The 25,049-nt window shown below is 70.2% G+C and carries 31 protein-coding genes; 17 read left to right on the top strand and 14 right to left on the bottom strand.

The genetic code is table 11. The features are described 5' to 3' along the window. Nucleotides 1-126: 126 nt before the first annotated feature. From L942_RS27265 to L942_RS27280, 4 genes are all read right to left on the bottom strand, one after another. Nucleotides 127-690: a DNA-3-methyladenine glycosylase I gene (locus L942_RS27265; protein ID WP_037365847.1), complete on the bottom strand. Its 564-nt coding sequence runs from the start codon at nucleotides 688-690 to the stop codon at nucleotides 127-129. Then, nucleotides 687-1,142, bottom strand: a complete 456-nt coding sequence (locus L942_RS27270; RefSeq protein WP_037365850.1) for an SRPBCC family protein — start codon at nucleotides 1,140-1,142, stop codon at nucleotides 687-689. The genes L942_RS27265 and L942_RS27270 overlap by 4 nt, the downstream gene beginning before the upstream one ends. Then, on the bottom strand, nucleotides 1,135-1,464 hold the full coding sequence (locus tag L942_RS27275) for a DivIVA domain-containing protein (RefSeq protein WP_037365852.1): 330 nt from the start codon (nucleotides 1,462-1,464) through the stop codon (nucleotides 1,135-1,137). Before L942_RS27275 ends, L942_RS27270 begins: the two co-directional genes overlap by 8 nt. A gap of 299 nt (nucleotides 1,465-1,763) precedes the next feature. Then, nucleotides 1,764-2,669: a glucosyl-3-phosphoglycerate synthase gene (locus L942_RS27280; protein ID WP_037365853.1), complete on the bottom strand. Its 906-nt coding sequence runs from the start codon at nucleotides 2,667-2,669 to the stop codon at nucleotides 1,764-1,766. A 53-nt stretch (nucleotides 2,670-2,722) separates the two neighbouring features. On the opposite strand from L942_RS27280, the gene L942_RS27285 reads away from it, so the two are divergent. Continuing rightward, complete coding sequence (locus L942_RS27285; protein ID WP_037365855.1) at nucleotides 2,723-3,397, top strand: lysophospholipid acyltransferase family protein; 675 nt, start codon at nucleotides 2,723-2,725, stop codon at nucleotides 3,395-3,397. Between the two features lie 6 nt (nucleotides 3,398-3,403). On the opposite strand, the gene L942_RS27290 is transcribed toward L942_RS27285, so the two are convergent. Both L942_RS27290 and L942_RS27295 read right to left on the bottom strand, forming a co-directional pair. Continuing rightward, a complete protein-coding gene (locus L942_RS27290; protein ID WP_200862929.1) occupies nucleotides 3,404-3,946 on the bottom strand; it encodes a TIGR00730 family Rossman fold protein in 543 nt (180 codons plus the stop codon). Beyond that, nucleotides 3,946-4,731: a TIGR00730 family Rossman fold protein gene (locus L942_RS27295; RefSeq protein WP_037365860.1), complete on the bottom strand. Its 786-nt coding sequence runs from the start codon at nucleotides 4,729-4,731 to the stop codon at nucleotides 3,946-3,948. Before L942_RS27295 ends, L942_RS27290 begins: the two co-directional genes overlap by 1 nt. A gap of 358 nt (nucleotides 4,732-5,089) precedes the next feature. Here L942_RS27295 and L942_RS27300 point away from each other — a divergent pair, with 358 nt between their 5' ends. Together L942_RS27300 and L942_RS27305 are read left to right on the top strand one after the other, a co-directional pair. Beyond that, complete coding sequence (locus tag L942_RS27300; RefSeq protein ID WP_037365861.1) at nucleotides 5,090-7,177, top strand: M4 family metallopeptidase; 2,088 nt, start codon at nucleotides 5,090-5,092, stop codon at nucleotides 7,175-7,177. A 187-nt stretch (nucleotides 7,178-7,364) separates the two neighbouring features. Beyond that, nucleotides 7,365-8,423, top strand: a complete 1,059-nt coding sequence (locus L942_RS27305) for a chitinase (RefSeq protein WP_037365862.1) — start codon at nucleotides 7,365-7,367, stop codon at nucleotides 8,421-8,423. Between the two features lie 352 nt (nucleotides 8,424-8,775). On the opposite strand, the gene dapE is transcribed toward L942_RS27305, so the two are convergent. Next, on the bottom strand, nucleotides 8,776-9,849 hold the full coding sequence (gene dapE / locus L942_RS27310; protein WP_037365863.1) for a succinyl-diaminopimelate desuccinylase: 1,074 nt from the start codon (nucleotides 9,847-9,849) through the stop codon (nucleotides 8,776-8,778). 42 nt (nucleotides 9,850-9,891) lie between these two features. Here dapE and L942_RS27315 point away from each other — a divergent pair, with 42 nt between their 5' ends. The 3 genes from L942_RS27315 to L942_RS27325 all read left to right on the top strand — a co-directional run bounded on the left by L942_RS27315 (nucleotide 9,892) and on the right by L942_RS27325 (nucleotide 12,397). After that, nucleotides 9,892-10,332: a hypothetical protein gene (locus tag L942_RS27315; protein ID WP_037365864.1), complete on the top strand. Its 441-nt coding sequence runs from the start codon at nucleotides 9,892-9,894 to the stop codon at nucleotides 10,330-10,332. Between the two features lie 29 nt (nucleotides 10,333-10,361). Beyond that, nucleotides 10,362-11,342 (top strand): 2,3,4,5-tetrahydropyridine-2,6-dicarboxylate N-succinyltransferase, encoded by a 981-nt coding sequence (gene dapD, locus L942_RS27320; protein WP_037366054.1) that lies wholly within the window; start codon nucleotides 10,362-10,364, stop codon nucleotides 11,340-11,342. A 98-nt stretch (nucleotides 11,343-11,440) separates the two neighbouring features. Beyond that, on the top strand, nucleotides 11,441-12,397 hold the full coding sequence (locus L942_RS27325; RefSeq protein WP_037365865.1) for a CHAD domain-containing protein: 957 nt from the start codon (nucleotides 11,441-11,443) through the stop codon (nucleotides 12,395-12,397). Here L942_RS27325 and L942_RS27330 read toward each other — a convergent pair. Beyond that, nucleotides 12,390-13,787 carry an FAD-dependent monooxygenase gene (locus L942_RS27330; protein ID WP_037365867.1) on the bottom strand — a complete coding sequence of 466 codons (1,398 nt, stop codon included), beginning with the start codon at nucleotides 13,785-13,787 and terminating at the stop codon, nucleotides 12,390-12,392. The genes L942_RS27325 and L942_RS27330 overlap by 8 nt on opposite strands. An 87-nt stretch (nucleotides 13,788-13,874) precedes the next feature. Between L942_RS27330 and L942_RS27335 the strand changes: the two genes are divergently transcribed. Together L942_RS27335 and L942_RS27340 are read left to right on the top strand one after the other, a co-directional pair. Next, nucleotides 13,875-14,495, top strand: a complete 621-nt coding sequence (locus L942_RS27335) for a TetR/AcrR family transcriptional regulator (RefSeq protein WP_037365869.1) — start codon at nucleotides 13,875-13,877, stop codon at nucleotides 14,493-14,495. 60 nt (nucleotides 14,496-14,555) lie between these two features. Then, nucleotides 14,556-14,912, top strand: coding sequence for a DoxX family protein (locus L942_RS27340; protein WP_037365871.1), 357 nt, complete (start codon nucleotides 14,556-14,558; stop codon nucleotides 14,910-14,912). Between the two features lie 10 nt (nucleotides 14,913-14,922). Here the strand turns inward: L942_RS27340 and dapC are convergent, their stop codons facing one another. The 3 genes from dapC to L942_RS45030 form a co-directional block, all read right to left on the bottom strand. Continuing rightward, nucleotides 14,923-16,011 carry a succinyldiaminopimelate transaminase gene (gene dapC, locus L942_RS27345; protein WP_037365873.1) on the bottom strand — a complete coding sequence of 363 codons (1,089 nt, stop codon included), beginning with the start codon at nucleotides 16,009-16,011 and terminating at the stop codon, nucleotides 14,923-14,925. Continuing rightward, on the bottom strand, nucleotides 16,008-16,328 hold the full coding sequence (gene fdxA / locus L942_RS27350) for a ferredoxin (RefSeq protein WP_037365876.1): 321 nt from the start codon (nucleotides 16,326-16,328) through the stop codon (nucleotides 16,008-16,010). Before fdxA ends, dapC begins: the two co-directional genes overlap by 4 nt. A gap of 120 nt (nucleotides 16,329-16,448) precedes the next feature. Continuing rightward, nucleotides 16,449-16,622: a hypothetical protein gene (locus L942_RS45030; protein ID WP_200862930.1), complete on the bottom strand. Its 174-nt coding sequence runs from the start codon at nucleotides 16,620-16,622 to the stop codon at nucleotides 16,449-16,451. A 46-nt stretch (nucleotides 16,623-16,668) separates the two neighbouring features. On the opposite strand from L942_RS45030, the gene L942_RS27355 reads away from it, so the two are divergent. From L942_RS27355 to L942_RS27385, 8 genes are all read left to right on the top strand, one after another. After that, nucleotides 16,669-17,418 carry a GNAT family N-acetyltransferase gene (locus L942_RS27355; protein WP_037365879.1) on the top strand — a complete coding sequence of 250 codons (750 nt, stop codon included), beginning with the start codon at nucleotides 16,669-16,671 and terminating at the stop codon, nucleotides 17,416-17,418. Continuing rightward, the gene (gene cofD / locus L942_RS27360; RefSeq protein ID WP_037365881.1) at nucleotides 17,415-18,407 is read left to right on the top strand and encodes a 2-phospho-L-lactate transferase; all 993 of its coding nucleotides are present in this window, start codon (nucleotides 17,415-17,417) and stop codon (nucleotides 18,405-18,407) included. Before L942_RS27355 ends, cofD begins: the two co-directional genes overlap by 4 nt. Continuing rightward, the gene (locus tag L942_RS27365) at nucleotides 18,343-19,737 is read left to right on the top strand and encodes a coenzyme F420-0:L-glutamate ligase (protein ID WP_440201344.1); all 1,395 of its coding nucleotides are present in this window, start codon (nucleotides 18,343-18,345) and stop codon (nucleotides 19,735-19,737) included. Before cofD ends, L942_RS27365 begins: the two co-directional genes overlap by 65 nt. Further along, complete coding sequence (locus tag L942_RS27370) at nucleotides 19,734-20,261, top strand: NUDIX hydrolase (protein ID WP_037365886.1); 528 nt, start codon at nucleotides 19,734-19,736, stop codon at nucleotides 20,259-20,261. Before L942_RS27365 ends, L942_RS27370 begins: the two co-directional genes overlap by 4 nt. A 9-nt stretch (nucleotides 20,262-20,270) precedes the next feature. Then, nucleotides 20,271-20,417, top strand: a complete 147-nt coding sequence (locus L942_RS43205) for an LPXTG cell wall anchor domain-containing protein (protein ID WP_081655255.1) — start codon at nucleotides 20,271-20,273, stop codon at nucleotides 20,415-20,417. Next, the gene (locus L942_RS27375; RefSeq protein WP_037366058.1) at nucleotides 20,414-20,767 is read left to right on the top strand and encodes a GntR family transcriptional regulator; all 354 of its coding nucleotides are present in this window, start codon (nucleotides 20,414-20,416) and stop codon (nucleotides 20,765-20,767) included. The genes L942_RS43205 and L942_RS27375 overlap by 4 nt, the downstream gene beginning before the upstream one ends. Nucleotides 20,768-20,822: 55 nt before the next feature. Further along, entirely contained in the window at nucleotides 20,823-21,092 is a 270-nt protein-coding gene (locus L942_RS27380) for a hypothetical protein (protein ID WP_037365888.1), read from the top strand. 67 nt (nucleotides 21,093-21,159) lie between these two features. Beyond that, the gene (locus L942_RS27385; RefSeq protein WP_051166283.1) at nucleotides 21,160-21,477 is read left to right on the top strand and encodes a hypothetical protein; all 318 of its coding nucleotides are present in this window, start codon (nucleotides 21,160-21,162) and stop codon (nucleotides 21,475-21,477) included. A 1-nt stretch (nucleotide 21,478) separates the two neighbouring features. Here the strand turns inward: L942_RS27385 and L942_RS27390 are convergent, their stop codons facing one another. Together L942_RS27390 and L942_RS27395 are read right to left on the bottom strand one after the other, a co-directional pair. Further along, nucleotides 21,479-22,372 carry a DNA-3-methyladenine glycosylase family protein gene (locus L942_RS27390; RefSeq protein ID WP_037365891.1) on the bottom strand — a complete coding sequence of 298 codons (894 nt, stop codon included), beginning with the start codon at nucleotides 22,370-22,372 and terminating at the stop codon, nucleotides 21,479-21,481. Next, on the bottom strand, nucleotides 22,372-23,457 hold the full coding sequence (locus L942_RS27395) for a sugar phosphate nucleotidyltransferase (RefSeq protein ID WP_037365893.1): 1,086 nt from the start codon (nucleotides 23,455-23,457) through the stop codon (nucleotides 22,372-22,374). Before L942_RS27395 ends, L942_RS27390 begins: the two co-directional genes overlap by 1 nt. A 140-nt stretch (nucleotides 23,458-23,597) precedes the next feature. Between L942_RS27395 and L942_RS27400 the strand changes: the two genes are divergently transcribed. Then, nucleotides 23,598-24,077, top strand: a complete 480-nt coding sequence (locus L942_RS27400) for a hypothetical protein (protein WP_037365895.1) — start codon at nucleotides 23,598-23,600, stop codon at nucleotides 24,075-24,077. A 100-nt stretch (nucleotides 24,078-24,177) separates the two neighbouring features. On the opposite strand, the gene L942_RS27405 is transcribed toward L942_RS27400, so the two are convergent. Next, nucleotides 24,178-25,041: a glycosyltransferase family 2 protein gene (locus L942_RS27405; protein WP_200862932.1), complete on the bottom strand. Its 864-nt coding sequence runs from the start codon at nucleotides 25,039-25,041 to the stop codon at nucleotides 24,178-24,180. Between the last annotated feature and the right edge of the window lie 8 nt (nucleotides 25,042-25,049).

Consider the following 25,049-nt stretch of genomic DNA (forward strand, 5'->3'; position numbering starts at 1 on the left):
GCGGGAAAGATGCCTTGACAAGCACCCCAAGACCGCAGGGAGGCTTCGTATCGGGGTGCAGGGTCAGGGCTGGGTGCACCGATCGTCGGGTGCGGCGGTTGCGGTTGGCGAGGAGGCGTCGGCGGGTTAGGTTGCGCGGAAGCAGCCTTTGACGTGGTCGTCTACCATGCCGGTGGCTTGCATCAGGGCGTAGCAGGTGGTGGGGCCCAGGAAGGCGAAGCCGCGCTTCTTCAGCTCTTTTGCCATTGCCTTTGACTCATCGGTTACGGCTGGGACGTCGGCCATGGTGCGGGGGCGGCGGTGTTTCGGCGGGGCGAAGGACCACAGGAGTTTGTCCAGTGGGATGTCCAGGTTTGCCACCGCTCGCGCGTTCTTCACGGCGGCCTCGATCTTCGCGCGGTTGCGGACGATTCCGGCGTCTTGCATCAGGCGTTCGATGTCCTTTTCGCCGAAGCGCGCGACCTTCTCCGGTACGAAGCCTCGGAAGGCTTTCCGGAAGTTCTCGCGTTTGCGCAGGATCGTGATCCAGGACAGCCCGGACTGGAACGATTCGAGGCACAAGCGTTCGTACAGCTCAGCCTCGCCGTGGAGCGGGACGCCCCACTCCTCGTCGTGGTAGACCGCGTAGTCCGGGGCCGAGTTGCCCCAGCTGCAGCGGGCGATGCCGTCTTCGCCCAGTAGTTCCGTCACTGTTCCCCCATTGAATAGTTCTCCGCGAACTTCGCGAACTGCCGCAGCGAATGCCGGACTCCCAGGGCGAACGCCGGGCGCGCCAGGGGCCAGCCCGCGCGGCCGAGGAGGCCGAACGGCAACTTCAAATGCTCGGCCCAGACGAACGTGCACTGTCCGGCGCCCTTGGCCAGCACCTGGAACACCCCGGTTCCCTGCACCAGGCTGCCCAGGTGACGCACCGTGCAGCGCAGCGGCGGCTCCCAGGTCGTGATCTCCATCGTGTCGGTGAATCCGATGCCGCCGAAGCCGGTGAAGGCCGCGAGCTTCGAGCCGACGCTGCGTCCGTTGCCCTCGATGACGCGCACTGACGTGCCGAGCATCCATTCGCCTTGCCGGGCCCAGTCGGTGAGCGCGAGCCAGGTCGTGCCGGCCGGTGCCGCGACGTCGACCGACAGCACCAGGTCACTCACCCGACGGCCTCCGGTGCGCCCCTTCGCGCGGCTGCAGCGCGGCCTCGAGCCGGGCGACCCGTTCGCGCAGTTCGTCCAGTTCCGCGCCGGTCCTGCGCAGCACCCAGTCCACTTCGGACATTTTGTAGCCGCGGAACACGAGCTGGAAGCGCACCTGGCGGACGTCCTCGCCGGTGATGTCCTCGGCGGGCAGACGGGTGGGCGAGCTGCCCGGCGGCAGCGGCGCCAGTTCCTCGCCCCGGCCGAACACCACAGCGGCCAGCAGGAACACCACGGCGGCCACCAGCAGCATGACTACGAGGTAGATCAGCGCGGTCGTCACGCGACGATCGTGGCACACCGCCGCCGGGAACGTCGCGCTAGCACGGCAAGTCGGAACGACCGGACCACCCAGGCGACCACCAGCGGACCGCACTGGCCGCTCCGCGCACGGGCTGGCACCGCGCCCGCACGCGCCGTGGCCGCCCGTGCGCGCCGCGGTCACGCTCGTGATCGTCTCCGTTCCCCGCCCTCTCGGCTCCGACGCAGCCGCGTGTCCGATGTGGACGCTCGCGTTCGGCCAGCCGCGCGACCTGCTTCGGGTGCCTCCCTGGGAAACCGAACCGCTGTCCGATGTGGACGCTACGGCTGCCGGGCGGCCAGCACCTCCCGCATCGGGGGCCGGTCCACCACCGGCACCTCCGTCACGTCCGGCACCCACTCCCCGGACACCTGCACGAACTGCGTGAACCGCGCCGCCTCCGCGCTCGGCATCCCGCAGCGGGCCAGCGCGGTGCCGAGGATCTGCCGGGCCATCACGCCGAGTTGCAGCAGCGACCGGTTGCGGTGTTTGCGCACGCCGAGGTTGACCTGCGCCAACCCGTCGAGCCCATAGCGCTCCTCGGCGTCCAGCAGCAGGCCGATCTCCACGCCGTATCCGCCGGCGAACGGCACCGACTCCAGGAACTCGCGCGTGCCCGCGTACTCGCCGCCCAGCGGCTGCACCAGTTCGCCCAGCGACGGGCGCAGCGCGGACAGCACCGGGCGCGCCAGCAGCTCCGTCACCCGGCCGCCGCCGGTGCTCTCCAGCCGCAGCGGGCGGCGGTAGAAGCCCTTGACCAGGTGCACGCCGTCTTCGGTCAGCAGCGGACCGAGCAGCGACGGCACGAACGCCGGGTCCGGGTCGACCAGGTCGGAGTCGAGGAACACCACCACGTCGCCGGTCGTCGCGGCGAGCGAACGCCACAGCACCTCGCCCTTGCCCGGACGCGGCGCCAGCTCCGGCACGACATCCTCGCGGCGCACCACACGGGCCCCGGCGGCCGCGGCGACCTCGACGGTCGCGTCCGTGGAACCGGAGTCGACGACCACCAGCTCGTCGACCACCCCGCCGAGCAGCGGGCGCACCGACGCGACCACGGCGCCGACTGTTTCCTCCTCGTTCAGCGCCGGCAGCACGACCGACACGGTCCGGCCGCGTTTGGCGGCGAGGATGTCCGCGGCGCTCCACCCGGGCTCCTGCCAGGTGCGACGGTGAAACCAGCTCATGGGGCGATCGTGCCATGCTAGAACCGGTGCCCGATCCTCCGGAGGGAGAACCCTTGCTGCCGCTGCTCGTCCGTTTCGTGCTCGGACCGCTGGTCCGCGCGCTTTACCGGCCCCAGGTCGAGGGAGTGGAGAACATTCCCGCGGACGGCCCGGTGCTGCTCGCGGCCAACCACCGGGCGGCGCTGGACACCGGTGTGATCACGTTCACCACCCCGCGGCAGGTCCGGTTCCTCGGCAAGGCCGAGTACTTCACCGGCAAGGGACTCAAGGGCCGGTTCATCGCGAAATCGCTCGACGCGCTCGGCTACGTCCCGGTCGAACGCGGCAACGCCCAGGCCGGGCTCGCCGCGCTCGAGGCGGGCCGCAAGGTGCTCACCGACGGCGGCGTCTTCGCGATCTACCCCGAGGGCACCCGCTCGCTCGACGGACGGCTGCACCGCGGGCACACCGGCGTCGCCGCGCTCGCGCTGTCCACCGGGGCCAAGGTGGTTCCGGTCGCCTTGTTCGGCACCGAGGGCATCCAGCCGAACGGCGCGAAAATCCCGCGGCTCGCCAAGATCAAGGTCCGGTTCGGCGAGCCGCTGGACTTTTCGCGGTACGAGGGACAGGACTCGTCCTCGGCGATCCGCCGGTCGGTGACCGACGAGATCATGTACGCGATCCTCGAATTGTCCGGGCAGGAATACGTCGACACCTACCACAAAAGGCCGGACGAAAAAGCGTCGTAACGCGCGTTATCCGGCGGAACGGCTCATGATGTCGATCAGCTTGTCGGCATCGGAGGCGACGCTGATCAGCTGCCGGGTCTCCGGACGCAGGAAGCCCTTTTCCAGCATCTGGTCGGCGAACGCCACCAGCGGCGAGTAATACCCGGCCACGTCGAGCAGTCCGATCGGCTTGCGGTGAATGCCGAGCTGCGCCCACGTCCACACCTCGAACAATTCCTCGAGGGTGCCGACGCCGCCGGGCAACGCGACGAACGCGTCCGACAACGCGGCCATTTTCGCTTTGCGCTGGTGCATGTCGGCGACCACGTGCAATTCGGTGAGGCCGCCGTGCGCGATTTCCACGTCCGACAGCACTTCCGGGATCACCCCGATCACTTCGCCGCCCGCGGCGAGCGCGGCGTCGGCCACCACACCCATGGTGCCGACGCTCGCGCCGCCGTAAACGAGGCCGATTCCCCGCTGTGCCAGCAGTTTCCCGACGCCGGCCGCCGCCTCGGCGTACTCCGGCGAGAAGCCCCGCGCCGAACCGCAGAACACACAGATCCGCATCAGTGCGTGTCCTCCCAAGCCTGATAAGACTCCTGCACGACGCGCACCGCGTCGTCGATGTCGTCGGTCAAGTGCAGCAGGTCGAGATCTTTCTCGCCGATTTTCCCGCCGCCGAGCACCGATTTCGCGATCCAGTCGTACAGCCCGCCCCAGTATTCGGTGCCGAACAGCACCACCGGGAACTTCGTGACCTTCTTGGTCTGGACCAGCGTGAGCGCCTCGAACAGTTCGTCGAGCGTGCCGAATCCGCCGGGAAGGCAGATGAACGCCTGCGAGTACTTGACGAACATGGTCTTGCGCGCGAAGAAGTACCGGAAGTTCACGCCGAGGTCGACCCACGGGTTCAAGCCTTGCTCGAACGGCAGCTCGATGCCCAGCCCCACGGAGAATCCGCCCGCCTCGTTCGCGCCGCGGTTCACCGCTTCCATCGCGCCCGGGCCGCCGCCGGTCATCACCGCGAACCCGGCCTGGGCGAGCGCGGCCCCGATCTTGCGCCCCAGTTCGTACTCCGGGTTGTCGCGTTTGGTGCGCGCCGAACCGAACACGGTCACCGCGCGCGGAACCTCGGCCAGCGCGCCGAACCCCTCGACGAACTCGGCCTGGATCCGCAGCACGCGCCACGGGTCGGTGTGCACCCAGTCGCTCGGCCCCCGCGAGTCGAGCAGCCGCTGGTCGGTGGTGCTGCCCTGGTCGCGCCGATCGCGCCGGAGCACCACCGGACCCTTGTGCCGCTCCACCGGACGTTCGGGGTACTGGCCGTCGGGAAACTCAGACTGTTGGCTCACCAGCCAAGCCTACGGGCCGTCCGGCGGGGGCGGGCGCCCGCGTCGGCACCAGAGCGTGACGGATCGGTTGCCCGCGGCTGAACGCCGGAAAGCAGACCACCAGCGGGTTCCGGTCCTGCTACCAACGGCCGGTTGTCGGCAACTACCGACGAAAGTCGCCCGGACCGTCCCAAACCGGCGTTTTCCCTGGTACGGGGCTAGTTGCGAGGAATAGTCCCGATCGCCCCCGAGGTCCCGCTGGTCCGTTCAGCGCATTGACCGCCCCGGTGAGCGCTTTTTTACTCACGGTGTCCGCGGCCTGATCAGCCCAGCTCAACGCGTTGCGCTTTCCCCATCGTGTACCCCGAAAGGACTGTCGATGACGTCCAGAAGAGGGCTCGCCACCGGCATCGCCGGTGTCGCCGGTCTCGCCCTTTCCCTGCTCGCGCTGCCGGTGACCCCGGCATCCGCGGCCCCCGCCCACCCTTCCGCCGACCCGCTGGCCACCGCGATCGCGGCCGCCGACCGGGCCGCCGCCGGCGCCGTCGGGCTCCGCACGAGCTCGGCCGAGAGCCTGCACCGCGTCAGCACCACCCTGGGCGACGCCGGGCTGTATTACAACTCCTACGAGCGCACCTACGACGGCCTCCGGGTCGTCGGCGGGGACGCGGTGATCGTCTCCGACGGAACGGGCCGCGTGCGCGGCACCGACTCCGCCGAGGGCGCGGCGATCACCGTGGGCACCAAGCCCGCTGTCGACGCGGCGCGCGCGGCTTCGGTCGCCCGCGGCCAGCTGCCGACCGTGAGCACGGTGAGCAAGTCTGATCTGGTCGTTCTCTGGGGCGCGCAGCCGAAACTGGCCTACGAGGTCGTCGTCAAGGGCCGCACCGCGAAGGCTCCGAGCAACCTGCACGTCTTCGTCGACGCCGCCACCGGCAAAGTCCTCGACCAGCGCGACGACGTGAAGGCCGAAAGCCCGGCGATGTCCGGCGCGAACGCCGCGGCCCCCGCCGCGGCGGGCAACGGCAACAGCTACTACGTCGGCCAGGTCAGCATCGACACCACCGGTTCGGGCAGCTCGTACTCGATGCGCGACCCGAACCGGTCGGGCATCAGCTGCGGCCGCGAGGGCGGTTCGGTGTTCACGAAGTCCAGCGACAACTGGGGCAACGGCAGCGGCACCGACCTCGAAACCGGTTGCGTCGACACGCTTTACAGCGTGCAGACCGAGTGGAACATGCTGAAGGACTGGCTGGGCCGCAACGGCATCGACGGCAACGGCCGCGGATTCCCCGCCTCGGTCGGGCTGAGCGACGTCAACGCGTACTGGGACGGCTCGTCCACGCACTTCGGCCACTCGCAGGACAACCAGCGCCAGGCCACGTCGATGGACGTGGTGGGCCACGAGTTCGGCCACGGCATCTTCCAGAACACGCCGGGCGGCGCGGGTTCGGGCAACGAGAACGGCGGGCTCAACGAGTCCACTGGCGACATTTTCGGCGCGCTGACCGAGTTCTACGCGAACAACCCGGTCGACAAGCCGGACTTCACCGTCGGCGAGGGCGTGAACCTGGTCGGCAACGGCCCGATCCGCTACATGTACAACCCGGGCCAGATCGGCGACCCGAACTGCTACTCGTCGTCCATCCCGAACACCGAGGTGCACTCCGCGGCGGGTCCGCAGAACCACTGGTTCTACCTGCTCGCCGAGGGCAGCTCGCCGTCGGACGGCCAGCCGTCGAGCCCGACCTGCAACAACAGCAGCGTCACCGGCGTCGGCATCCAGAAGGCGGGCAAGATCTTCTACAACGGCCTGCTGCACAAGACGTCGTCTTGGAACCACAAGGCGGCCCGCAAGGCCACCCTGCAGGCGGCGGTCGACCTGTTCCCGGGCAGCTGCACCGAGTTCAACGCCACCAAAGCGGCGTGGGACGCGGTTTCGGTCGGCGCGGTCTCCGGCGAGGCCACCTGCACCGGCAACCCGCCGGCGGGCAACGACTTCTCCGTCGCGCTCTCGCCGACGACCGCGACTGTCCAGCCCGGAGAGTCCGTCAAGTCGACGGTGACCACCAAGATCACCAACGGCAACGCGCAGTCGGTGAAGCTGACCGCGAGCGGCCTGCCCTCGGGCGCGACCGCGACGTTCGACCCGGCGACCGTCCAGTCCGGCGCCACCGCGACCGTCACGATCGCCACCTCGGCCAGCACGCCCAAGGGCACCAGCAAGATCACGATCACCGCGACCGGCGCGAACGCCACCCACACCTCGGACTTCACGCTGACCGTGGGCAGCGGCACCCCGCCGGGCTGCGGCGGCGTGGCGGCGTGGGACGCGAACACATTCTACGGTCCGGGCGACGTGGTCTCGTACCACAGCCACAAGTGGACCTCGACGTGGTACTCCGTCGGCGCTGAGCCGGGTGCGCCCGGTTCGTGGGCCGTCTGGACCGACAACGGGGCCTGCTGACGCGGTAACCGCCGCATAGCGAACTCCAGACCAGCCGGGCACGGCGCCTCGTGCCCGGCTGGTCCGCTTAGGCGGAAGTTGTCCAGACCAGCCCCGAATTTGTCTAGACCATACGATCGGCGGTAGGCAGCTCACCGCCCGCCGCTTACCGTTTGCGGCGACACCGTTATCGGGGACGGGAGCCGTGATGAACGGATGGAAGTCACGCTGGTTCGGAACCGCCGTCGCGGCCCTGCTCGCCCTGCCGCTCGCGGGAATCGCCCCCGCGTCCGCGGCCGTCGCGCCGCAGTCGGACACCTGCGCGGTGAAGCCGAGACCATCCGGCCCGGTGCTGCAGGGCTACTGGGAAAACTGGGACGGTGCCTCGAACGGCGTCCACCCCGGCATGGGCTGGGTGCCGATCAACGACCCGAGCATGGCCGCGCACGGCTACAACGTCATCAACGCCGCCTTCCCGGTGATCCAGTCCGACGGCACCGTGCTGTGGGAAGACGGCATGGATTCGACGGTGAAGGTCTCCACTCCCGCGGAGATGTGCGCGGCGAAAGAAGCCGGAGCCACCATCCTGATGTCGATCGGCGGCGCGGCGGCCGGCATTGACCTGTCCTCCAGCGCGGTCGCCGACAAGTTCGTCAGCACCATCGTGCCGATCCTGAAGAAGTACAATTTCGACGGAATCGACATCGACATCGAAACCGGCTTGTCGGGCAGCGGCGACATCAATTCGCTGTCCGCCTCGCAAGCAAACCTGGAACGCATCATCGACGGCGTACTGTCGCAGATGCCACCCGGTTTCGGCCTGACCATGGCCCCGGAAACGGCATACGTAACGGGCGGCTCGGTCACCTACGGCTCGATCTGGGGCGCGTACCTGCCGATCATCAAGAAGTACGCGGGCAACGGCCAGCTGTGGTGGCTGAACATGCAGTACTACAACGGTTCCATGTACGGCTGCTCCGGAGACAGCTACGAAGCCGGCACCGTGCAAGGCTTCACCGTGCAGACGCAATGCCTGGACAAGGGCCTCACTGTACAAGGCACGACGATCCGCGTGCCACTGGACAAACAGGTCCCCGGCCTCCCCGCCCAACCCGGCGCAGGCGGCGGCTATCTGGACCCGAGCTCGGTTTCACAGGCCTACCAGAGCGTCCCCGGCCTCAAAGGCTTGATGGACTGGTCGATCAACTGGGACGGCTCCCGAGGATGGACCTTCGGCGACAACGTGAAGTCGCTGCAAGGCCGCTAAAACCGCTGTGGGCCGGGGTGCCTGCGCAAGACGCCACCCCGGCCTCAGCCCAACTTCCGTGAAGGGCTCCTTGAGGGAATTAGATTCCCTCAAGGAGCCCTTCACGAACAACCAACCCGAAAACCGCAGCCCCCGCACCCACCCAGCCCACCCAACCGCAGCCAGCGCACTCAACCGTCGAGGCACCCAGCCCCCGCCCTGCACCCCGATACGAAGCCAAACTGCGGTTCGGGGGTGCTTGTCAAGGCACGCTTTCCCGCCTTGACAAGCACCCCCGAACCGTCAGCACAATCAAGCTTCGGGGTGCCCCACGCCGAACCAGGCGCAATGTCGCCGCCAGGCGACGAGCAGCTCACCCCAAGAACCGCCTCAAAACCGCAGCCACCCCCCGAATCTCCCCCACCCGAACATTCTCCTGCCGCGTATGCGCCAACGTAGGATCCCCCGGCCCGAAATTCACCGCAGGCATCCCCAGCGCAGCGAACCGAGCCACATCCGTCCACCCCAGCTTCGCCGACGCCTTCCCCCCAGCCGCGGCCACCAGCTCCGCCGCGGCCGGCGCGGACAACCCGGGCAACGCCCCCGGCGACATATCCACCAAGGTCACGTCGAACCCGGCAAACACCTCCCGCACATGCGCCTCGGCCTGCTCCGCACTGCGATCCGGCGCGAACCGATGATTCACCGTCAACACAGCGGCATCGGGAACGACATTCCCCGCCACCCCACCGGAAATAGCAGTAGCCTGCAATCCTTCCCGATAAGTCAGCCCGTCGATATCGACCACCCGAGCCGAATACGCAGCCAGCCGCGCCAACGGCTCCGCCAACGCATGAATCGCGTTGCTCCCCATCCAAGCCCGCGCGGTATGCGCGCGAGCCCCGGACGTCCGCACCTCAACCCGCAAGGTCCCCTGACACCCAGCCTCGATCACCCCGTTGGACGGCTCTCCCACGATCGCGAGATCCCCGGTCAGCCATTCCGGCAGTTCCCGCTCAATCCGCCCGAGCCCGTTCCGGACCGCCTCGACCTCTTCATTGTCGTAAAACACGAAAGTCACATCATGCCGAGGCTCCGGCAACGTAGCGGCGAGATGCAAAAACACCGCATCTCCGCCCTTCATGTCCACCGATCCGAGCCCGTGCAACACGGCGTCGTCGCCGGACCCGGTAAGCCGCGAAGGCAAGTTGGAATTCTCCGGAACCGTGTCCAAATGCCCAGCGAGAATCACCCGCGAAGGACGCCCCAGATTCGTGCGGGCCAGCACCGCGTCCCCGTTGCGCACGACCTCCAGATGCGGAGCCTGCTCGGTCAGCGCCGCCTGCACCGCGTCCGCGAGCTTGCCCTCCTCCCCGGAGACGCTGAACACATCCACAAGGGCAGCAGTGAGCTCGGCCGGATCGGCGCGCAGGTCAAGGGAGGTCATACCGGCACCGTACCCAGCCGGCGCGGGGGCTACCGTGAAGACGTGCGCACGCGAAGCTCCCTGGTCGCTCTCGGCGTCCTCGCCCTCGTCCTCACCGGCTGCAGCAACGAGGCCGGGCCCAAGGCCCGCCCGGGGGCCGGCGATCCGGGTCCGGACGCCCTGCCGACCAAGCTCGACGCGCTGTCGGCCGACGCCTGCTTCACCGGACCGCAGACGCAGCTGCCCAAGGGCTGTGAGAAATACGTCACCGAGGTCGGCAACACCGCCGGTTCGGTGCACAAGCTGGCGAAAGCGGGCAAGACGGTCAACGAGCCGCTCGACGGCGACGCGACCGCGCTCGACCAGGCGGTCGGCGCGTTCCGCCAGGCAGGCTGCACCACCGTGCCGAATCCGGGCGGCGCGTGCACGCAGGCGCTCGTCTCCATCTCGGCCGCGCTGACCGAGATCAAGCAGAAGGTGAACCAGCTGGCCACCACGGGTTGATCCGGTCCGCTTCGGCTACCGTGACCAGCGTGAGCGAGCAGACCCCTGACCCCGAAACGACCGGCGCCGTCGGCGTCGGGCTGGCCACCGTCACTTCCGACGGGACCGTGCTGGACACCTGGTACCCGCATCCCAAGCTGGTCGAAGCAGGCACCAGCGGCACCGAGCGGCTGACCGCGGAGCAGACCGCCGAACTGCTCGGCGAGTCCGCGGCCGCGCTGCTCGGCCCGGACACCGACCGCGGTGTCGAGGTCGTCGCGGTGCGCGTCACGATCGGCACCCTGGCCACCGCGCCCGCCGACGCCCACGACGTCTACCTGCGCTTGCACCTGCTCTCGCACCGGCTGGTCCGGCCGCACGGGCAGAGCCTCGACGGCATCTTCGGCCTGCTGGCCAACGTCGTGTGGACGAACCACGGCCCGTGCCCGGTCGAGGGCTTCGAGCAGACCCGGCTGCGGCTGCGGGCGCGCGGCGCGGTCGCCGTCTACGGCGTGGACAAGTTCCCGCGGATGGTCGACTACGTGCTGCCGACCGGCGTCCGCATCGCCGACGCCGACCGCGTGCGGCTCGGCGCGCACCTCGCGTCCGGCACCACCGTGATGCACGAGGGCTTCATCAACTTCAACGCGGGCACGCTCGGCGCGTCGATGGTCGAGGGCCGCATCTCGGCCGGGGTGCTGGTCGGCGACGGCAGCGACGTCGGCGGCGGCGCGTCGATCATGGGCACGCTCTCCGGCGGCGGCACCGAGGTGATCTCGGTCGGCGAGCGCTGCCTGATCGGCGCGAACGGCGGCGCGGGCATCTCCCTCGGCGACGACTCGGTGATCGAGGCCGGGCTGTACATCACCGCGGGCACCAAGGTCGAGGTCGACGGGAAGACGGTCAAGGCACGCGAGCTGTCCGGCATCTCCGGTGCGGTCTTCCGCCGCAACTCCGCGACCGGCGCGGTTGAGGTCGTGCCGCGCGGCGGCGTCGGCATCCAGCTGAACGAAGCACTGCACGCCAACTGATCCACCGCGAGAGGGTGCGCTCCCCGGCAACGGGAGCGCACCCTCTCGGCGTTTTCACCCGGCCCCGGCCGGGCAGTCGTTCACCTACCATTAACCGGGTGACTTCCGAAGCGACCCGCCGACGCACTCCAGAACCGACGACGCCGGCCGCTCTCGGGCTCCCGGCCGAACCGGTGCAGGTGGGCCCCGAGGCCCCGGCGGCCGCGCACGTCCGCGCCAAACTCGATCACGAACTGCGCGAACTGCTGTCCCGCGAACCAGGCACGCGGGCCGGGACCGATCCGGAAGAACTGCACCAGATGCGGGTGGCGCAGCGGCGGATGCGCAGCGTGCTGAAATCGACGGGTGCCCTGGTTGGGCCGACCGCGGAACCGGTGCGTGCCGAACTCGGCTGGCTGGGCCAGGTTCTCGGCGAGGTCCGCGATTACGACGTGCTGATCGGGCACCTGCGCGAGGTGATCGCCGAATTCGACGTCCGCGACCAGCCCGCCGGGCGGCGGCTGGTGTCCCGCTTCGTCTCCGAACGCACCACCGCCCGCCGCCGGTTGAACCGCGCGTTGTCGAGTCCGCGGTACGCGACTCTGCTGCAGAACATCGCCCAGCTGTCCCGCACCGCCGAGCACGAGATCGACGAGTCCCCGTCCCAGAAACCCGGCTTGGCCGCCGACGTGCGGAAGCCGTACCGGAAACTCGCCCGCGCGGTCGCCGCCCTCCCGCCGAATCCCCCGGACGACGACCTGCACGCACTGCGCATCCACGGCAAGAAACTCCGCTACACCGCCGAATTGGCCCGGTCCGCGGCGAAGAAGAAGCAAGCCGCGAAGCTGTCCGAGCTGATCAAGGCGACCCGCAAATTCCAGACCGTCCTAGGCGATCATCAGGACGCGGTCTTCGCCGCGGAGAAGGTCCGCGGCGCGCTGGCGGGCGCGGACGCCGAGGTCGGCTTCGTCGCGGGCCGGATCGTCGAGCACGAGCTGGCGAAGCGCGCCCACGCCCGCGCCGTCTGGCTCGACGTATGGCACCGCATCGAAGCCGCCGAGCACGCGGTCAGCTAACCGACCACACGTACCCGTCCGGCCGCACCAGCACCCGCTTTCCCGGCGCACCCTCGTACGCCGCATACGCGTGCCCGCCCGCGTCGACGAGGTCCCCGGTGGATCCCTGCGGCAGAATCCGATACGCCGGATGCTCCGTCCCGAGCGGACCTTCGCCGAAGACCAGCTCTGTCGCATGTGGACCTTGGAACAGCTCGAACAACCGCACGCTCTTGCCGTTCGTGTCGACTAGCGGGGCGTCCGGGGCCCGATCGCCCGGCCGCAACGCCCCGGTACCCGCCGGGGACAGCGGACCGCCCCGGTAAGTCAGGTCGAGCTGCTGAGTCTCCGGACCGCGTTCGTGCGCGTCCTCCGCGCCGTCCTTGTACTTCTCCAGCAACGCACTGCTCACCCCGAGCACCCGTGCCGCGACCGCGCGCCGCTCCGCCTCGTAGCTGTCCAGCAGCTCGGGCGACCCGTCGGCGAGCTTCCAGCCGAGGTTGTACGCGTCCTGCACGCCGGTGTTCAGCCCCTGGCCGCCGGTCGGCGGGTGTACGTGCGCGGCGTCCCCGGCGAGGAACACCCGGCCCTTCCGGAAGGCCGCGGCCAGCCGGATGTTCGGCCGCCACACCGTGGACCACGCCAGGTCGAGCAACCGGACCCCGCCGCCGGACACCGCGTCCAGGTGCTCCTGCAACGCGCTCAGCGAGGTGCCCGCGTCGCCGTCGCCGAGCGGGGAGGCGAACTGGAAGTACGGTGTGCCCGGCAGCGGCGTGAACGCGACCCCGGCCATCGGCTCGTCCGCCTTCGCGAACCAGTACGCCGAGCCGTGGTCGAGCCCTTCCGCCGAGACGTCGCCCAGCAGCATCCGGATCGACTCGTCAGTGGTCCCCTCGAACGCGATCACCAGCGCCTTGCGGACGAAGCTCTTCCCGCCGTCCGCCCCGACCAGGTAGTCCACGCGCAGGGTTTCCCCGGTCGAAAGCTCCGCGGTGACACCGTCCTCGTCCTGGGCGAACCCGGTCAGCGCGGTGGTCAACTCCACCCGCACGCCGAACTCGGCCAGCCGGTCCCGGAGGATCCCCTCCGTCTGCGACTGGCCGAGGAACCAGGCGTTCGGGTACGGCACCGCCGGCGTCGGCTCGACCGGCTCGGCCATCCGCCGCACCATGGTGAACTCCCCGTCGAGGTACACCCGCGTCTCGTGCGGCGGCGCACCCGCCGCGAGCACCGCGTCCAGCACCCCCAGGTCCTCGAAAACCTCCAACGTGCGCGGCTGCAGCCCGTCGCCGCGCGAGCCGACGAAGTACTCCTCCGCCTTGTCGACCACCCGCACGCCGACCCCGCGGCGCGCCAGCTCGATCGCCAAGGTGAGCCCGGTCGGGCCCGCTCCCGCTACCAGCACCGTCATGTCTCTCGCCCCTGTCAGTGAATTATGATTCAGTGAATCTGGATTCAGAATGCCCGCTGATAGCGTTCGCGTCAAGGGAGGCGCCGGATGACAGCCACGAGCCGCAGGGACAAAGCCGCCGAAACGGAAACCGCGCTGAAGGAAGCGGCCAAGCGCGTGTTCGCGGCCAAGGGCTACCTGAACACGAAGATCACCGACATCACGAAGGAAGCCGGCCGCGCCGCGGGCTCGTTCTACAACCACTTCGCGAGCAAGGAGGAACTGCTGGTCGCGCTGCTGGCCGATCTGTCCGCGGCCAGCGACGAGCAGGCCACCCGCGACGACCACCTGTCCGACTTCAGCGACCCGGCCGCGGTCCGCTGGCACGTGCGGCAGTACTGGAACTTCTACCGGGCCAACGCGTCCACCATGGTCGCGCTGCACCAGGCGGCGATGGTGAACGAGGACTTCGCCGCCACCTACGCGAGCTTCGGCGTCACCGAGGCCGTGGACGTCAAAGGCCACCTCGAATACGTCACCGCGGCCGGTTGCCGGCTCCCGGCGACCCCCCAGCTCAGCATCGCGATGATGTACCAGCTGATCCACAACTTCGCGCAGATGTGGCTGCTGAGCCCGCCGCCTGCGGACTGGGAGCCGCCGACCGACGAGGAAGCGGTGGAGGCGTTGACGCGGTTCATCTACCGCGGGTTCACCGGCCGCGACTACTGACCGCCGGTCACCTTTCCGGCCCCCGCCCCGTCAAGGCAGGGAGACCGGAAAGGAGCGGCCATGGAAACCGGACTTCTTGTCGCCACCTTCGCCTGCATCGCGATCAACGCCTTCGAGGTCGTGGCGAAGGTCGCCCGTGCGCGGTTCGTCGTGCAGAACTCCGCCGAGGTCGGCGTGCGCCAGCGATGGCTCCCCTACCTGGCGGCTCTGGAGGGCGCGGGCGTCGTCGGGCTGATCGTCGGCTTGCTCGGCTGGCCCGGCCTGGGGTTGGCCGCGGCGATCGGGCTGACGTTGTTCTTCGTCGGCGCGGTGGGTGCCCACGTTCGCGCGAAGGTGTTTCACAACATCGCGTTCCCGGCGGTCTTTCTCGCGCTGGCGGTCGCGGCGGCCGGGTACTTCACGGGGTCAGTCGCCTGACCCCGTGCCGTCAGCCCTGCGCCAACCGCTCTGCGGCCGCCTCGATGCGCTCGTCCGTCGACGTCAGCGCGACCCGCACGTGCTCCTTGCCCGCGGGCCCGTAGAACGTGCCCGGCGCGACGAGGATCCCGCGCTCGGCAAGCCACTCCACCGTGGCCTGCGCGGATTCCCCGCGCGTGGCCCAGAGATACAGCCCGGCCTCGGAATGGGTGATCTCGAAACCGTTGTCCTGCAACGCTTTGCGCAGCACGACTCGCCGCGCGCGGTAGCGTTCGCGTTGCTCGGCAAGGGCTTCGTCGTCGGTCAGCGCGGCCACCATCGCCTGCTGCACCGGGCGCGGCACGATCATGCCGGCGTGCTTGCGCACCTCCAGCAGGGTTTTCACCAGCTTCGGGTCGCCGGTCACGAAACCGGCCCGGTAGCTCGCGAGGTTCGCCGACTTGGACAGCGAATGCACCGCGAGCAGGCCGTCGGTGTGTCCACCGTGGACTGACGGGTGCAGCACCGACAGCGGTTCGGCCTCCCAGCCGAGCGAGAGGTAACACTCGTCGGACACCACGACGGTGCCGCGCTCGCGCGCCCATTCGACCACCTTGCGCAGGTGGTCGACGCCGAGCACGCGGCCGGTCGGGTTGGACGGCGAGTTCAGCCAGATCATCGCCGGGCGGCGCGGGCCGAGCTGGGTCAGCCCGTCCGCGCGCACCACCTCCGCACCCGCGAGCAGCGCGCCGACCTCGTACGTCGGATACGCCAGCTCCGGGATGACCACGACGTCGCCCGGTCCTAAGCCGAGCAGCCGCGGCAGCCAGGCCACGGCCTCCTTCGACCCGATCGTCGGCAGCACCGCGTCCGGTTCGACGCCGGTGATCCCGTACCGCCGCCGCAACGCCGCGACCGCGGCTTCGCGAAGCTCAGGCGTGCCGTGCGTGGCCGGGTAGCCGGGGATCTCCGACACCGACGCGAGCGCGGCGCGGATCGAGTCCGGCACCGGGTCGACGGGCGTGCCGACGGACAGGTCGACGATGCCCCCGGGATGCGCCTGCGCGCGGGCCTTGACCTGCGCGAGCGAATCCCAGGGGAAGTCGGGCAGCCGGGTCATTCGCCCTGCGGGGGCAGAGCCTTGATGAACCCCGGGTCGTGCGCGGTCTTGCCGACCTTGGAGGCACCGCCGGGCGAGCCCAGCTCGTTGAAGAAGTCGACGTTCGCCTTGGTGTACTCGGACCAGTTGTCCGGGACGTCGTCCTCGTAGTAGATGGCCTCGACCGGGCAGACCGGCTCGCAGGCGCCGCAGTCGACGCACTCGTCCGGGTGGATGTACAACATCCGCTCGCCCTCGTAGATGCAGTCCACGGGGCACTCGTCGATACACGCCTTGTCGAGCACGTCGACGCAGGGCTCGGCGATCACGTAGGTCACTGCGTACTCCTGGCTTCTCCTGCTGGGCCGGTCGGTGCGGACATTACGCGCTTCCCTGGCCCCCGGTGGTGGTTAGGCGACCCTTATCCCACCCCTGGAAACGGGGCGGATCCGCGCCGCTCAGCGGTCCCGGCGACGCGGTTTCGGCGCGTTCCGGGCATCGCCGGTAATGGTGAACGCGGGTCCGGCGGGCTTCCCGTCCTCGCGTTTCTCCTGGAGAGTCCGCTTGAACCCGTCGGCGATCTCGTCGACAAGCTCATCGTTGTGCCGGTCGTCCTTGCGCGCGTAACTCATGGGTTCTCCTGCGGAACGGGACAGCTCTCTCCGTCACAATCTAACCGTGAACTCCCGGGAAAAGCTCGAAATCGTGTGCGCGAAAGCGTGGCCGGCGGTGGTCGAGGAGCCGCTCGGGGAATGGACTTTGCGCTGGGCGGACGGCTTCACCGGGCGCGCGAACAGCGCACTCGCGGTCGGCGACCCCGGCTGTGCGGTCCCGGACGCGCTCGAGGCGGTATGTGACTTCGCCCACGCCCGCGGCATTCCGCCCGCGGTTCAGGTGCTGGAAGACAGCGAACTGGAGCGCGAGGTGGCCGCGGCGGGCTGGCGCGAGCAGGTCGAGCACGCCGCCGGGCACCAGGTGTCGGTGCTGACCGGTCCGCTGCCGTCCGGTCCTTCGCCGGACGCCGAGGTGCTCGACCAGGCGACGCCGGAATGGTGGGCGTTGGCCGAGAACACCACCGAGCCGAGTTCCGCCCAGTGGCACGTCGTGACCACCGGGAAGGTCGGTTACGGCGTGGTGCTCGCCGATGGCGTCACGGCGGGCGCGGTGCGCGGCGCGATCGTGGACGGCTGGCTGCACGTCGGCCGGCTCGCGGTCGCACCGGAGTTCCGCCGCCGCGGCCTGGCCACCACGGTGCTGCACGCGCTCGCCGGCTGGGGCCGCGCGCACGGCGCGGAGAAGTGGGTCCTGCAAGTGGCGGCGGGGAACACCGGTGCGCTGGCGTTGTATTCCGCGCTGGGCTGTTCGGAGCACCACAGGTACCGGTACTGGGGCCCGGCGCCGCGGACGTGCGAGGATCGCCAGTCGTGAAGATCGTCGTACTGGTTGGCGGGGTGGGCGGCGCCCGCTTCCTGCTCGGGGTCAAGACCGCACTCGGACTGCCCGCGATCGGCGCGGGCGAGTCCCCGCACGAGATCACCGCGCTGGTCAACACCGGCGACGACGTGTGGATGCACGGCCTGCGCATCTGCCCGGATCTCGACACCTGCATGTACACCCTCGGCGGCGGCATCGACACCGAACGCGGCTGGGGCCACGCGGGCGAGACCTGGACGGTCAAGGAGGAACTCGCCGCCTACGGCGCGGAGCCGACCTGGTTCGGGCTCGGCGACAAGGACATCGCGACGCACCTGATCCGTTCGCGGATGCTGCGCGCGGGCTATCCGCTGTCCCAGGTCACCGAGGCGCTGTGCGACCGCTGGCAGCCCGGCGTGCGGCTGCTGCCGATGTCGGACGACCGGGTCGAGACGCACGTCGTGATCGACGATCCGGAGAACCCGGAGCAGCGCAAGGCCGTGCACTTCCAGGAATGGTGGGTGCGCTACCGGGCCGGCCTGCCCGCGCATTCGATCGTCGCCGTGGGCAACGACGAGGCCAAGCCCGGCCCGGGCGTGCTCGAAGCACTGGCCGAGGCGGACGTCGTGCTGTTCGCGCCGTCGAACCCGGTCGTGTCGGTCGGCACGACGCTCGGCGTGCCCGGGGTGCGCGACGCGCTGCGGAAATCCCGCGCGAAGGTCGTCGGGGTGTCGCCGATCATCGGCGGGAAAGCGTTGCGCGGCATGGCCGACGCGTGCCTCACGGCGATCGGCGTGGAGACCTCCGCGGAGGCGGTCGGCCGCCACTACGGCGCGCGGTCGGACGGCGGCGTGCTCGACGGCTGGCTCGTCGCGCCGGAGGATCACGAGGTCACGGTGCCCGGCGTGGACGTGCGCGCGGTGCCGCTGCTGATGTCCGATGTGGACGCGACGGCGGACATGGTCCGCGCGGCGCTCGACGTGGCTGGAGTGTCCCTTGGCTGATCACGCTTCGCAGAAGATCGAGATCCTGCCGGTCCCCGGGCTGCCGGAGTTCCGTCCCGGGGACGACCTGACCGGCGCGATCGTGGCCGCCGCGCCGTGGCTGCGTTCCGGCGACGTGGTCGTGGTGACCAGCAAGGCGTTTTCGAAGATCGAGGGCCGGCTGGTGCGCGTGCCGAGCGACCCGGAGGAGCGCGACGCGGCCCGGCGCGAGCTGATCGAGCAGGAATCGGTGCGCGTGGTCGCCCGGATCGCGCGCACGCTGATCACCGAGAACCAGCTGGGCATCGTCCAGGCAGCGGCCGGGATCGACGCGTCGAACGTGCGCGGCGACGAGGTCGCGTTGCTGCCCGCGGACCCGGACGCGTCCGCGTTGGCTCTGCGCAACGGGTTGCGGGAACGGCTGGGCGTCGAGGTGGCGGTGGTCGTCACCGACACCATGGGCCGGGCCTGGCGAGTGGGCCAGACGGACGCCGCGATCGGCGCGTCGGGTTTGCGCGTGCTGCACGGGTACGCCGGAGAGGTCGATTCGCAGGGCAACGAGCTGGCGGTTACCGAAATCGCGGTCGCGGACGAGATCGCCGCCGCCGCGGATCTGGTCAAGGGCAAGCTCGGCGGATTGCCGGTGGCGGTCGTGCGCGGCCTGCGGATCGACGACGACGGCTCCACCGCGCGCGACCTGATCCGCCCGATCGAAACCGACCTCTTTCGCTTGGGCGCCAACGAAGCCATCGCGCAGGGCCGCCGGGAAGCCGTGCCGCACCGGCGTTCGGTCCGGCAGTTCAGCGACGAGCCGGTGGATCCCGAAGCCATGCGCCGCGCCGTCGCGTCCGCGCTCACCGCGCCCGCGCCGCACCACACGCACCCCGTCCGGTTCCTGTGGCTGCGCGACGAAGGCCTGCGCCGCAAACTCCTCGACGCGATGCGCGCCTCCTGGGAAGCCGATCTGACCAGCGACGGCTTCACCCCTGAGCAGATCACGAAACGCCTGTCCCGCGGCGACATTCTTTATCGCGCACCGGAATTGGTCATCCCGTTCCTGGTTCCCGAAGGCGCGCACACCTACCGCGACGACCGCCGGAACCGGCACGAGCGCACCATGTTCACCGTCGCCGCCGGCGCCGCGGTGCAGGGCCTGCTGGTCGCGCTGGCCGCCGAGGACCTCGGTTCCTGCTGGATCGGCTCGACCATTTTCGCCGCCGACCTGGTCCGGTCCACTTTGGACCTGGACGACCAGTGGCATCCGCTCGGCGCGGTCGCGATCGGGCACCCGGCCGAGCCCGCTCCCCCGCGCGGACCGCTTTCCCCCGGCGATGGGCTGATCGAACGATGACCCTGCACGAATCCGCCGTCGCCGCGCTCACCGACTGGAAACCCGAGTCTCCGGCGCAAGAGTCGCTGCGGCAAGCGTTTCTCGGCTTCCTGGCGGCGCGACCGGACACTTGTCAGCGCTCCTGCGAGGCCGGGCACCTGACCGCGTCCGCGGTGGTCCTCGACTCGACCGGCACGCAGATCCTGCTGACCCTGCACCCGCGCGTCGGCCGCTGGCTGCAACTCGGCGGCCACTGCGAACCGTCCGACGCGTCGCTGGCCGAAGCCGCCCTGCGCGAGGCGACCGAGGAATCCGGCATGAGCGGCCTCGTCATCGGGGAAACGCCGGTGCACCTGGACGTCCACCCGATCACCTGCTCGCTGGGCGTCCCGACGAGGCATTTCGACGTCCGGTACGTGGTCCACGCCCCGCCCGGCGCGGAACCGGTGCGCAGCGAGGAGTCCGACGACCTGCGCTGGTGGCCGGTCGACGCGCTGCCCGCGGGTTCGGAAGACCTGGCCGAATTGATCGCGGCGGCCCGTTAGCCTGGACGCATGGACCTGGCGCGACCGCACCCGCACCCGGGCGGCACCGGCGCGGCCATCAGCGGATGGGTGGTGCTAATCGGCTTCGCGGTGGCATTCGCGCTGCTGGCGCTGGGCATTGTGGTGAGCATCCGGAAGAAACGGCGGCAACGATGAGCATCACCTACGACCCGGCTTCGTCCGTTCCGCCGTTCGAACAGGTCCGGACCTCGCTGGCCAACCAGATCAACGACGGCACCCTCGCAGTCGGCACGAAACTCCCGACGGTGCGCGGACTGGCCGCGGAACTGGGCATCGCCCCGAACACCGTGGCGCGTGCGTACCGCGAACTCGAGGAAGCCGGTCTGCTCGAAACCCGAGGCAGAGCAGGCACTTTTGTCAGCGCGACCGGCGACGAGACCCTGTCGCGCGCACAAGCCGCCGCGGCCGCGTACGCCGAGGTCATCCGAGGATTGGGCTTGTCCGCGGAGCAAGGCGTGGCCATCGCCGCGGCTGCCCTGCGCTGACCGCGGCGAGGATTTAGCATCTGGTCTTGTCCAAGCCCGACCCGATGGGAAACCCATGCTGAAATTCGTCCTGCCGGGCGCGCTGATCCTGCTGCTGGTGGTCGTCCTGGTCCTGAAATTCACGGTCGGACGGCCGAAGCCGCAGCCGCCCCAGGCCGGGCCGGGGCGGTATCCGGGGCAGCCGGGCGGTCCGTACGGTCAGCCGCCGCAGGGGCAGTACCCGCCGCAGCAGTTCCCGCAGGCGGGGGAAAACCCCCAGCAGCCGGGTGCGCAGCAGCAGTATCCGCCGCAGCCCGGGCAGCAGCAGTACCCGCCGCAGGGTTGAGCCACTCCGTGCGCGAACCCGACTGAGCAGCCTACGATGAAGCCTCGCCCAGGGGAGGAACTTCATCGTGGCTCTACAGCCTTGGCACCTCATCATCTTGCTGCTTCTGGCTGGCCTGGTGTTCGCGATCGTGCGGACGGTGCGGGCCTCGTCGAGGCGCAAGCAAGGCCCGCCGCCGGGGTACTTCCCGCCGCAGCAGGGCTACCCGCCGCCCGGCCAGGGCTATCCGCCGTACCCGGGCCAGCAGGGCTATCCCGCGCAGAACTACCCCGGGCCGCCCGGCTATCCGCCGCCCGGCCCGCAGTACCCGAACGCCCCGCAACCGCCCGTCGACCAGTACCCGCCGCAGGGCCAGAACCCGCAGAACCCGTACCCACCGCGCTGATTCACATCGCCCGGTAATCCCGCAGCTCGATCCGCGGCCCGAACCGCGGCCGCCGGGCCCCGGCCGCCCCGAGATACCGGATCGCCCGCTGCCGCTGCGGCGCGTAGGGCGCGAGCACCTCCGCCATCTCCTCGTCGTCGATCTTCCGCCCGAGCAGCGTGTACCCGACCGTCGCCGGGATGTTGTAGTCGCCGAAGCTGACCGCGTCCGGGTCGCCCCACGCGCGCTGGGCGACCTCCGCCGCCGTCCACACGCCGACGCCCCGCACCTTCCGCAGCCAGGCGCGTCCCTCTGCCCCGCGCAGCCGCACCGCTTCCTCGAGCCGCGGGGCTGCCCGGGCCGCCTCGAGCAAGGCCGTGCGGCGCTTGAGGTCCACGCCGATCTTGTGCCAGTTCCAGTCCACAATGGACCGGATGGCGAGCGGGTCCGGCGGCACCCGAAGGAACTCCGGCCCGGGTCCGGGAGCCCGCGTGCCGAACCACCGGCACAGCTCCGCCCACGACCGGATCGCTTCCTTGCCGCTCACCTTCTGTTCGAGGATCGCCAGCACGAGCGCGTCCCACACCCGCCCGGTCGAGCCCAGCCGCAGTCCCGGCGCGGCGCGGCGCGCCTCGGCGATCACGTCGTGGTGCGCGACGAAGCCGGTGTCGTCATCGTCCGCGCCGAGCAGCGCGGGCACGCCGTCGAGCAGGAACTCCGCCCCATCGCCCCAGGCTTCGGCCTCGACGACCCCGTCCGGCCGGTGCAGCAGCGCCAAGGTTCCTTTGCCGCCGGGCGTGTTCGCGGCCAGCCACCAGACGCCGCGGTCGCGCCGGAAGTTCAGCGACCCGCGCCCGCGGCTCAGCGGACCCAGCACCTGTGCCAGGTCCACCGGAAACCCCGGACGCCACTCCATCACGCGTCGCTCGAAAACCGGATGCCGCCGTCCGGCACCGTAACGCCGGGCCAGATCCGCGCGCCGTCGAGCAGTTCGCAGCGAGCGCCCACCGACGCGCCGTCGCCGAGCACCACGCCGCGCAGCACCGCGCCCTCGCCGACCTGTGCGCCGCGGCCCAGCACCGAATTCTCGACAATCGCGTCCGGGCCGATCACCGCATCGTCGAAGATGACCGAGCCGGACACCGTCGCTCCCCGCCCGACCGCCGCCCGGACACCGATCGTGGTCCCGCCGGCGAGCTTCGCTCCGGAAGAGACGGCAGCCCCGTCCAGCACCAAAAACTCGCCGGTCGGCCCGGCCAGCGCTGACGTGGGCGCGACACCGCGAACCAGATCGGCGCTGCCGCGGACGAACGCCTCCGGCGTGCCGACGTCGAGCCAGTACGAAGCATCGACAAATCCGTGCAGATGCGCGCCGTTTTCGAGGAGCCCGGGGAAAGTCTCGCGCTCGACCGACACCCGCCGCCCGGCCGGAATGGTCTCGATCACCGGACGGCGGAAGACGTAGCACCCGGCGTTGATCTGATCCGTCGGCGGGTTCGGCGTCTTCTCCAGGAAGGCCGTGACCCGCCCGTCCGCGTCGGTCGGCACCGAGCCGAACCGGCTGGGGTCGGGGACCCGCTGGAGGTGCAGCGTCACGTCCGCGCCGGAGTCGAGGTGGGTGCGCAGCTGGGCGTGCAGGTCGGCCCCGGACAGGATGTCGCCGTTGAAGACGATCGCGTGGTCGGCGCGCAGCCGGTCGTAGACGTTGCGGATGGCGCCGCCGGTGTCGAGCGGCTCCTCCTCCACCACGTACTCGAGTTCCAGGCCGTGCGCGGATCCGTCGCCGAAGTACTCCTCGAACACCTCGGCCCGGTACGACGTGCCGAGCACCACGTGCCGGATCCCGGCCGCGCGGATGCGGGAGAACAGGTGGCTCAGGTAGGGCGTGCCCGCCGTCGGCAGCATCGGCTTCGGCGCGGACAGCGTGAGCGGGCGCAGCCGCGTGCCCTGGCCGCCGACCAGTACGACGGCGTCGACCTCGACCTCGACCTCGGACGTCACAGAAATCTCCTTTGTATCACGCACCGCTGAGCGACAAGCCGCGGGAAACGTGGGCGGCGCGGGCCCCGAGGGCCTACCCTAGACAGGAAACAGGCGGGCCTTTCCCGAGAGGCCCCGGGTCAGTCGGGAGGCCGAGGGGAATGGACCCCCGCGATCGCGCGGACGCTCTGCTCGCACGCGCACGATCCCGCGGCGCCTTCGTGGTGACGCCGGACAACATGACGTCTCCGATGGATTCCTCCAGCACCCAGCAGATCTCCGCTTCGGTGGTCTCCGGGCTGGACCCGGACACGACGACGCAGCTGCCCGCGTCGCTGATCGAAGAGAACGACCATCCGCTGGCCAGCGGCACGCGCACCCAGCCGTCGCCGCATCCGCTGGCCCAGCCGACGCCGACGCGGCCGCTCGAAGTCTCGGGCGCGCAGGACACCGCCCCGCAGCCGACGGTGCCGAGCCCGGCCGGTCCGCAGACCACGACGCCGCTGGTCCCGCGCCCGCAGGCGAAGCCGGTGGCGAGCCCGCTGAAGGACCCGGCCGAGGAGGAAATGACCGGTCTGGTCCCGACGATCAAGCAGACCAACGGACGGTCCAACCTGTCCCGGCGGCTCGACGGGCTGTGATCTTCGCGGGGTTCCGCGCCTGATCTTCCCGACCGCGAAGCGTTGCGGCGGCTGAGCATCCGGACGATCCCCCGGGCAGGCCGGGGGTCCGTCGCGAACCTCAGCCCTTGCGCGTCTCCACCTTCACCCGCAGCGCCAGCCCGAGCTTCACCGCCGCGAGCACCGGCTTCCACCGCAGACCCTGGTGCCGGTCGGCGAGGTAGCGGTAGGCGCTCTCGTGGTGGGCGCGCAGCATCTTCGCCGACGCGCGCGCCGTCGAGTGGCCGCCGATGTGCATCACGCTCGCCGACGGCGCGTAGACGTTCTGCCAGCCCGCCTTCGCGAGCCGGTCGCCGAGGTCGACGTCCTCGAAGTACATGAAGTAGCGCGGGTCGAAGCCGCCGACCGAGTCGAACGCTTCGCGCCGGAAAAGCTGGCAGGAGCCAGACAGCCAGCCGGACGTGCGCTCGGTCGGCGCGGCGTTCTCCTGGCGGTATTCGCGGGTCCACGGGTTGCCCGGCCAGATCTTGCCGAACACCGCGTGCCCGATGCCGCGCCCGAACGACGGCAGCAGCCGCGCGGACGGGTACACGGTCCCGTCGAGGTCGTGGATCAGCGGCCCGAACGCGGCCCCGCGCGGCCAGCGCTGGGCGACCTCGAGCAGCGCGTCGAGCGAGCCGGGCTCCCATTCGAGGTCCGGGTTGACCACGACGACCCAGCCGTAGCTGTCGTCCAGCGCCGCGACGCCGCGGTTGGCGGCCGTTCCGTAGCCGACGTTCTCGCCGATGCTGACCAGCGTGACGTTCTCGCGTTCGGCGGCCTTCTCCGGAGCGCCGTCAGTGGACGCGTTGTCGGCGACGACGACGTGCACTTCGCGATCAGTCGCCTTGTCGAGCGTGTCGAGGAACTTCTCGAGCGTTTCGCCGGGGAAGTAGGTCACGGTCACGACGCCGACGCGGTCACCATACGTGCGCTGCTCAGTCACCGCGCCAT

The sequence above is a fragment of the Amycolatopsis orientalis DSM 43388 genome, from assembly GCF_000411975.1.
Lineage (GTDB): Bacteria > Actinomycetota > Actinomycetes > Mycobacteriales > Pseudonocardiaceae > Amycolatopsis > Amycolatopsis orientalis_D.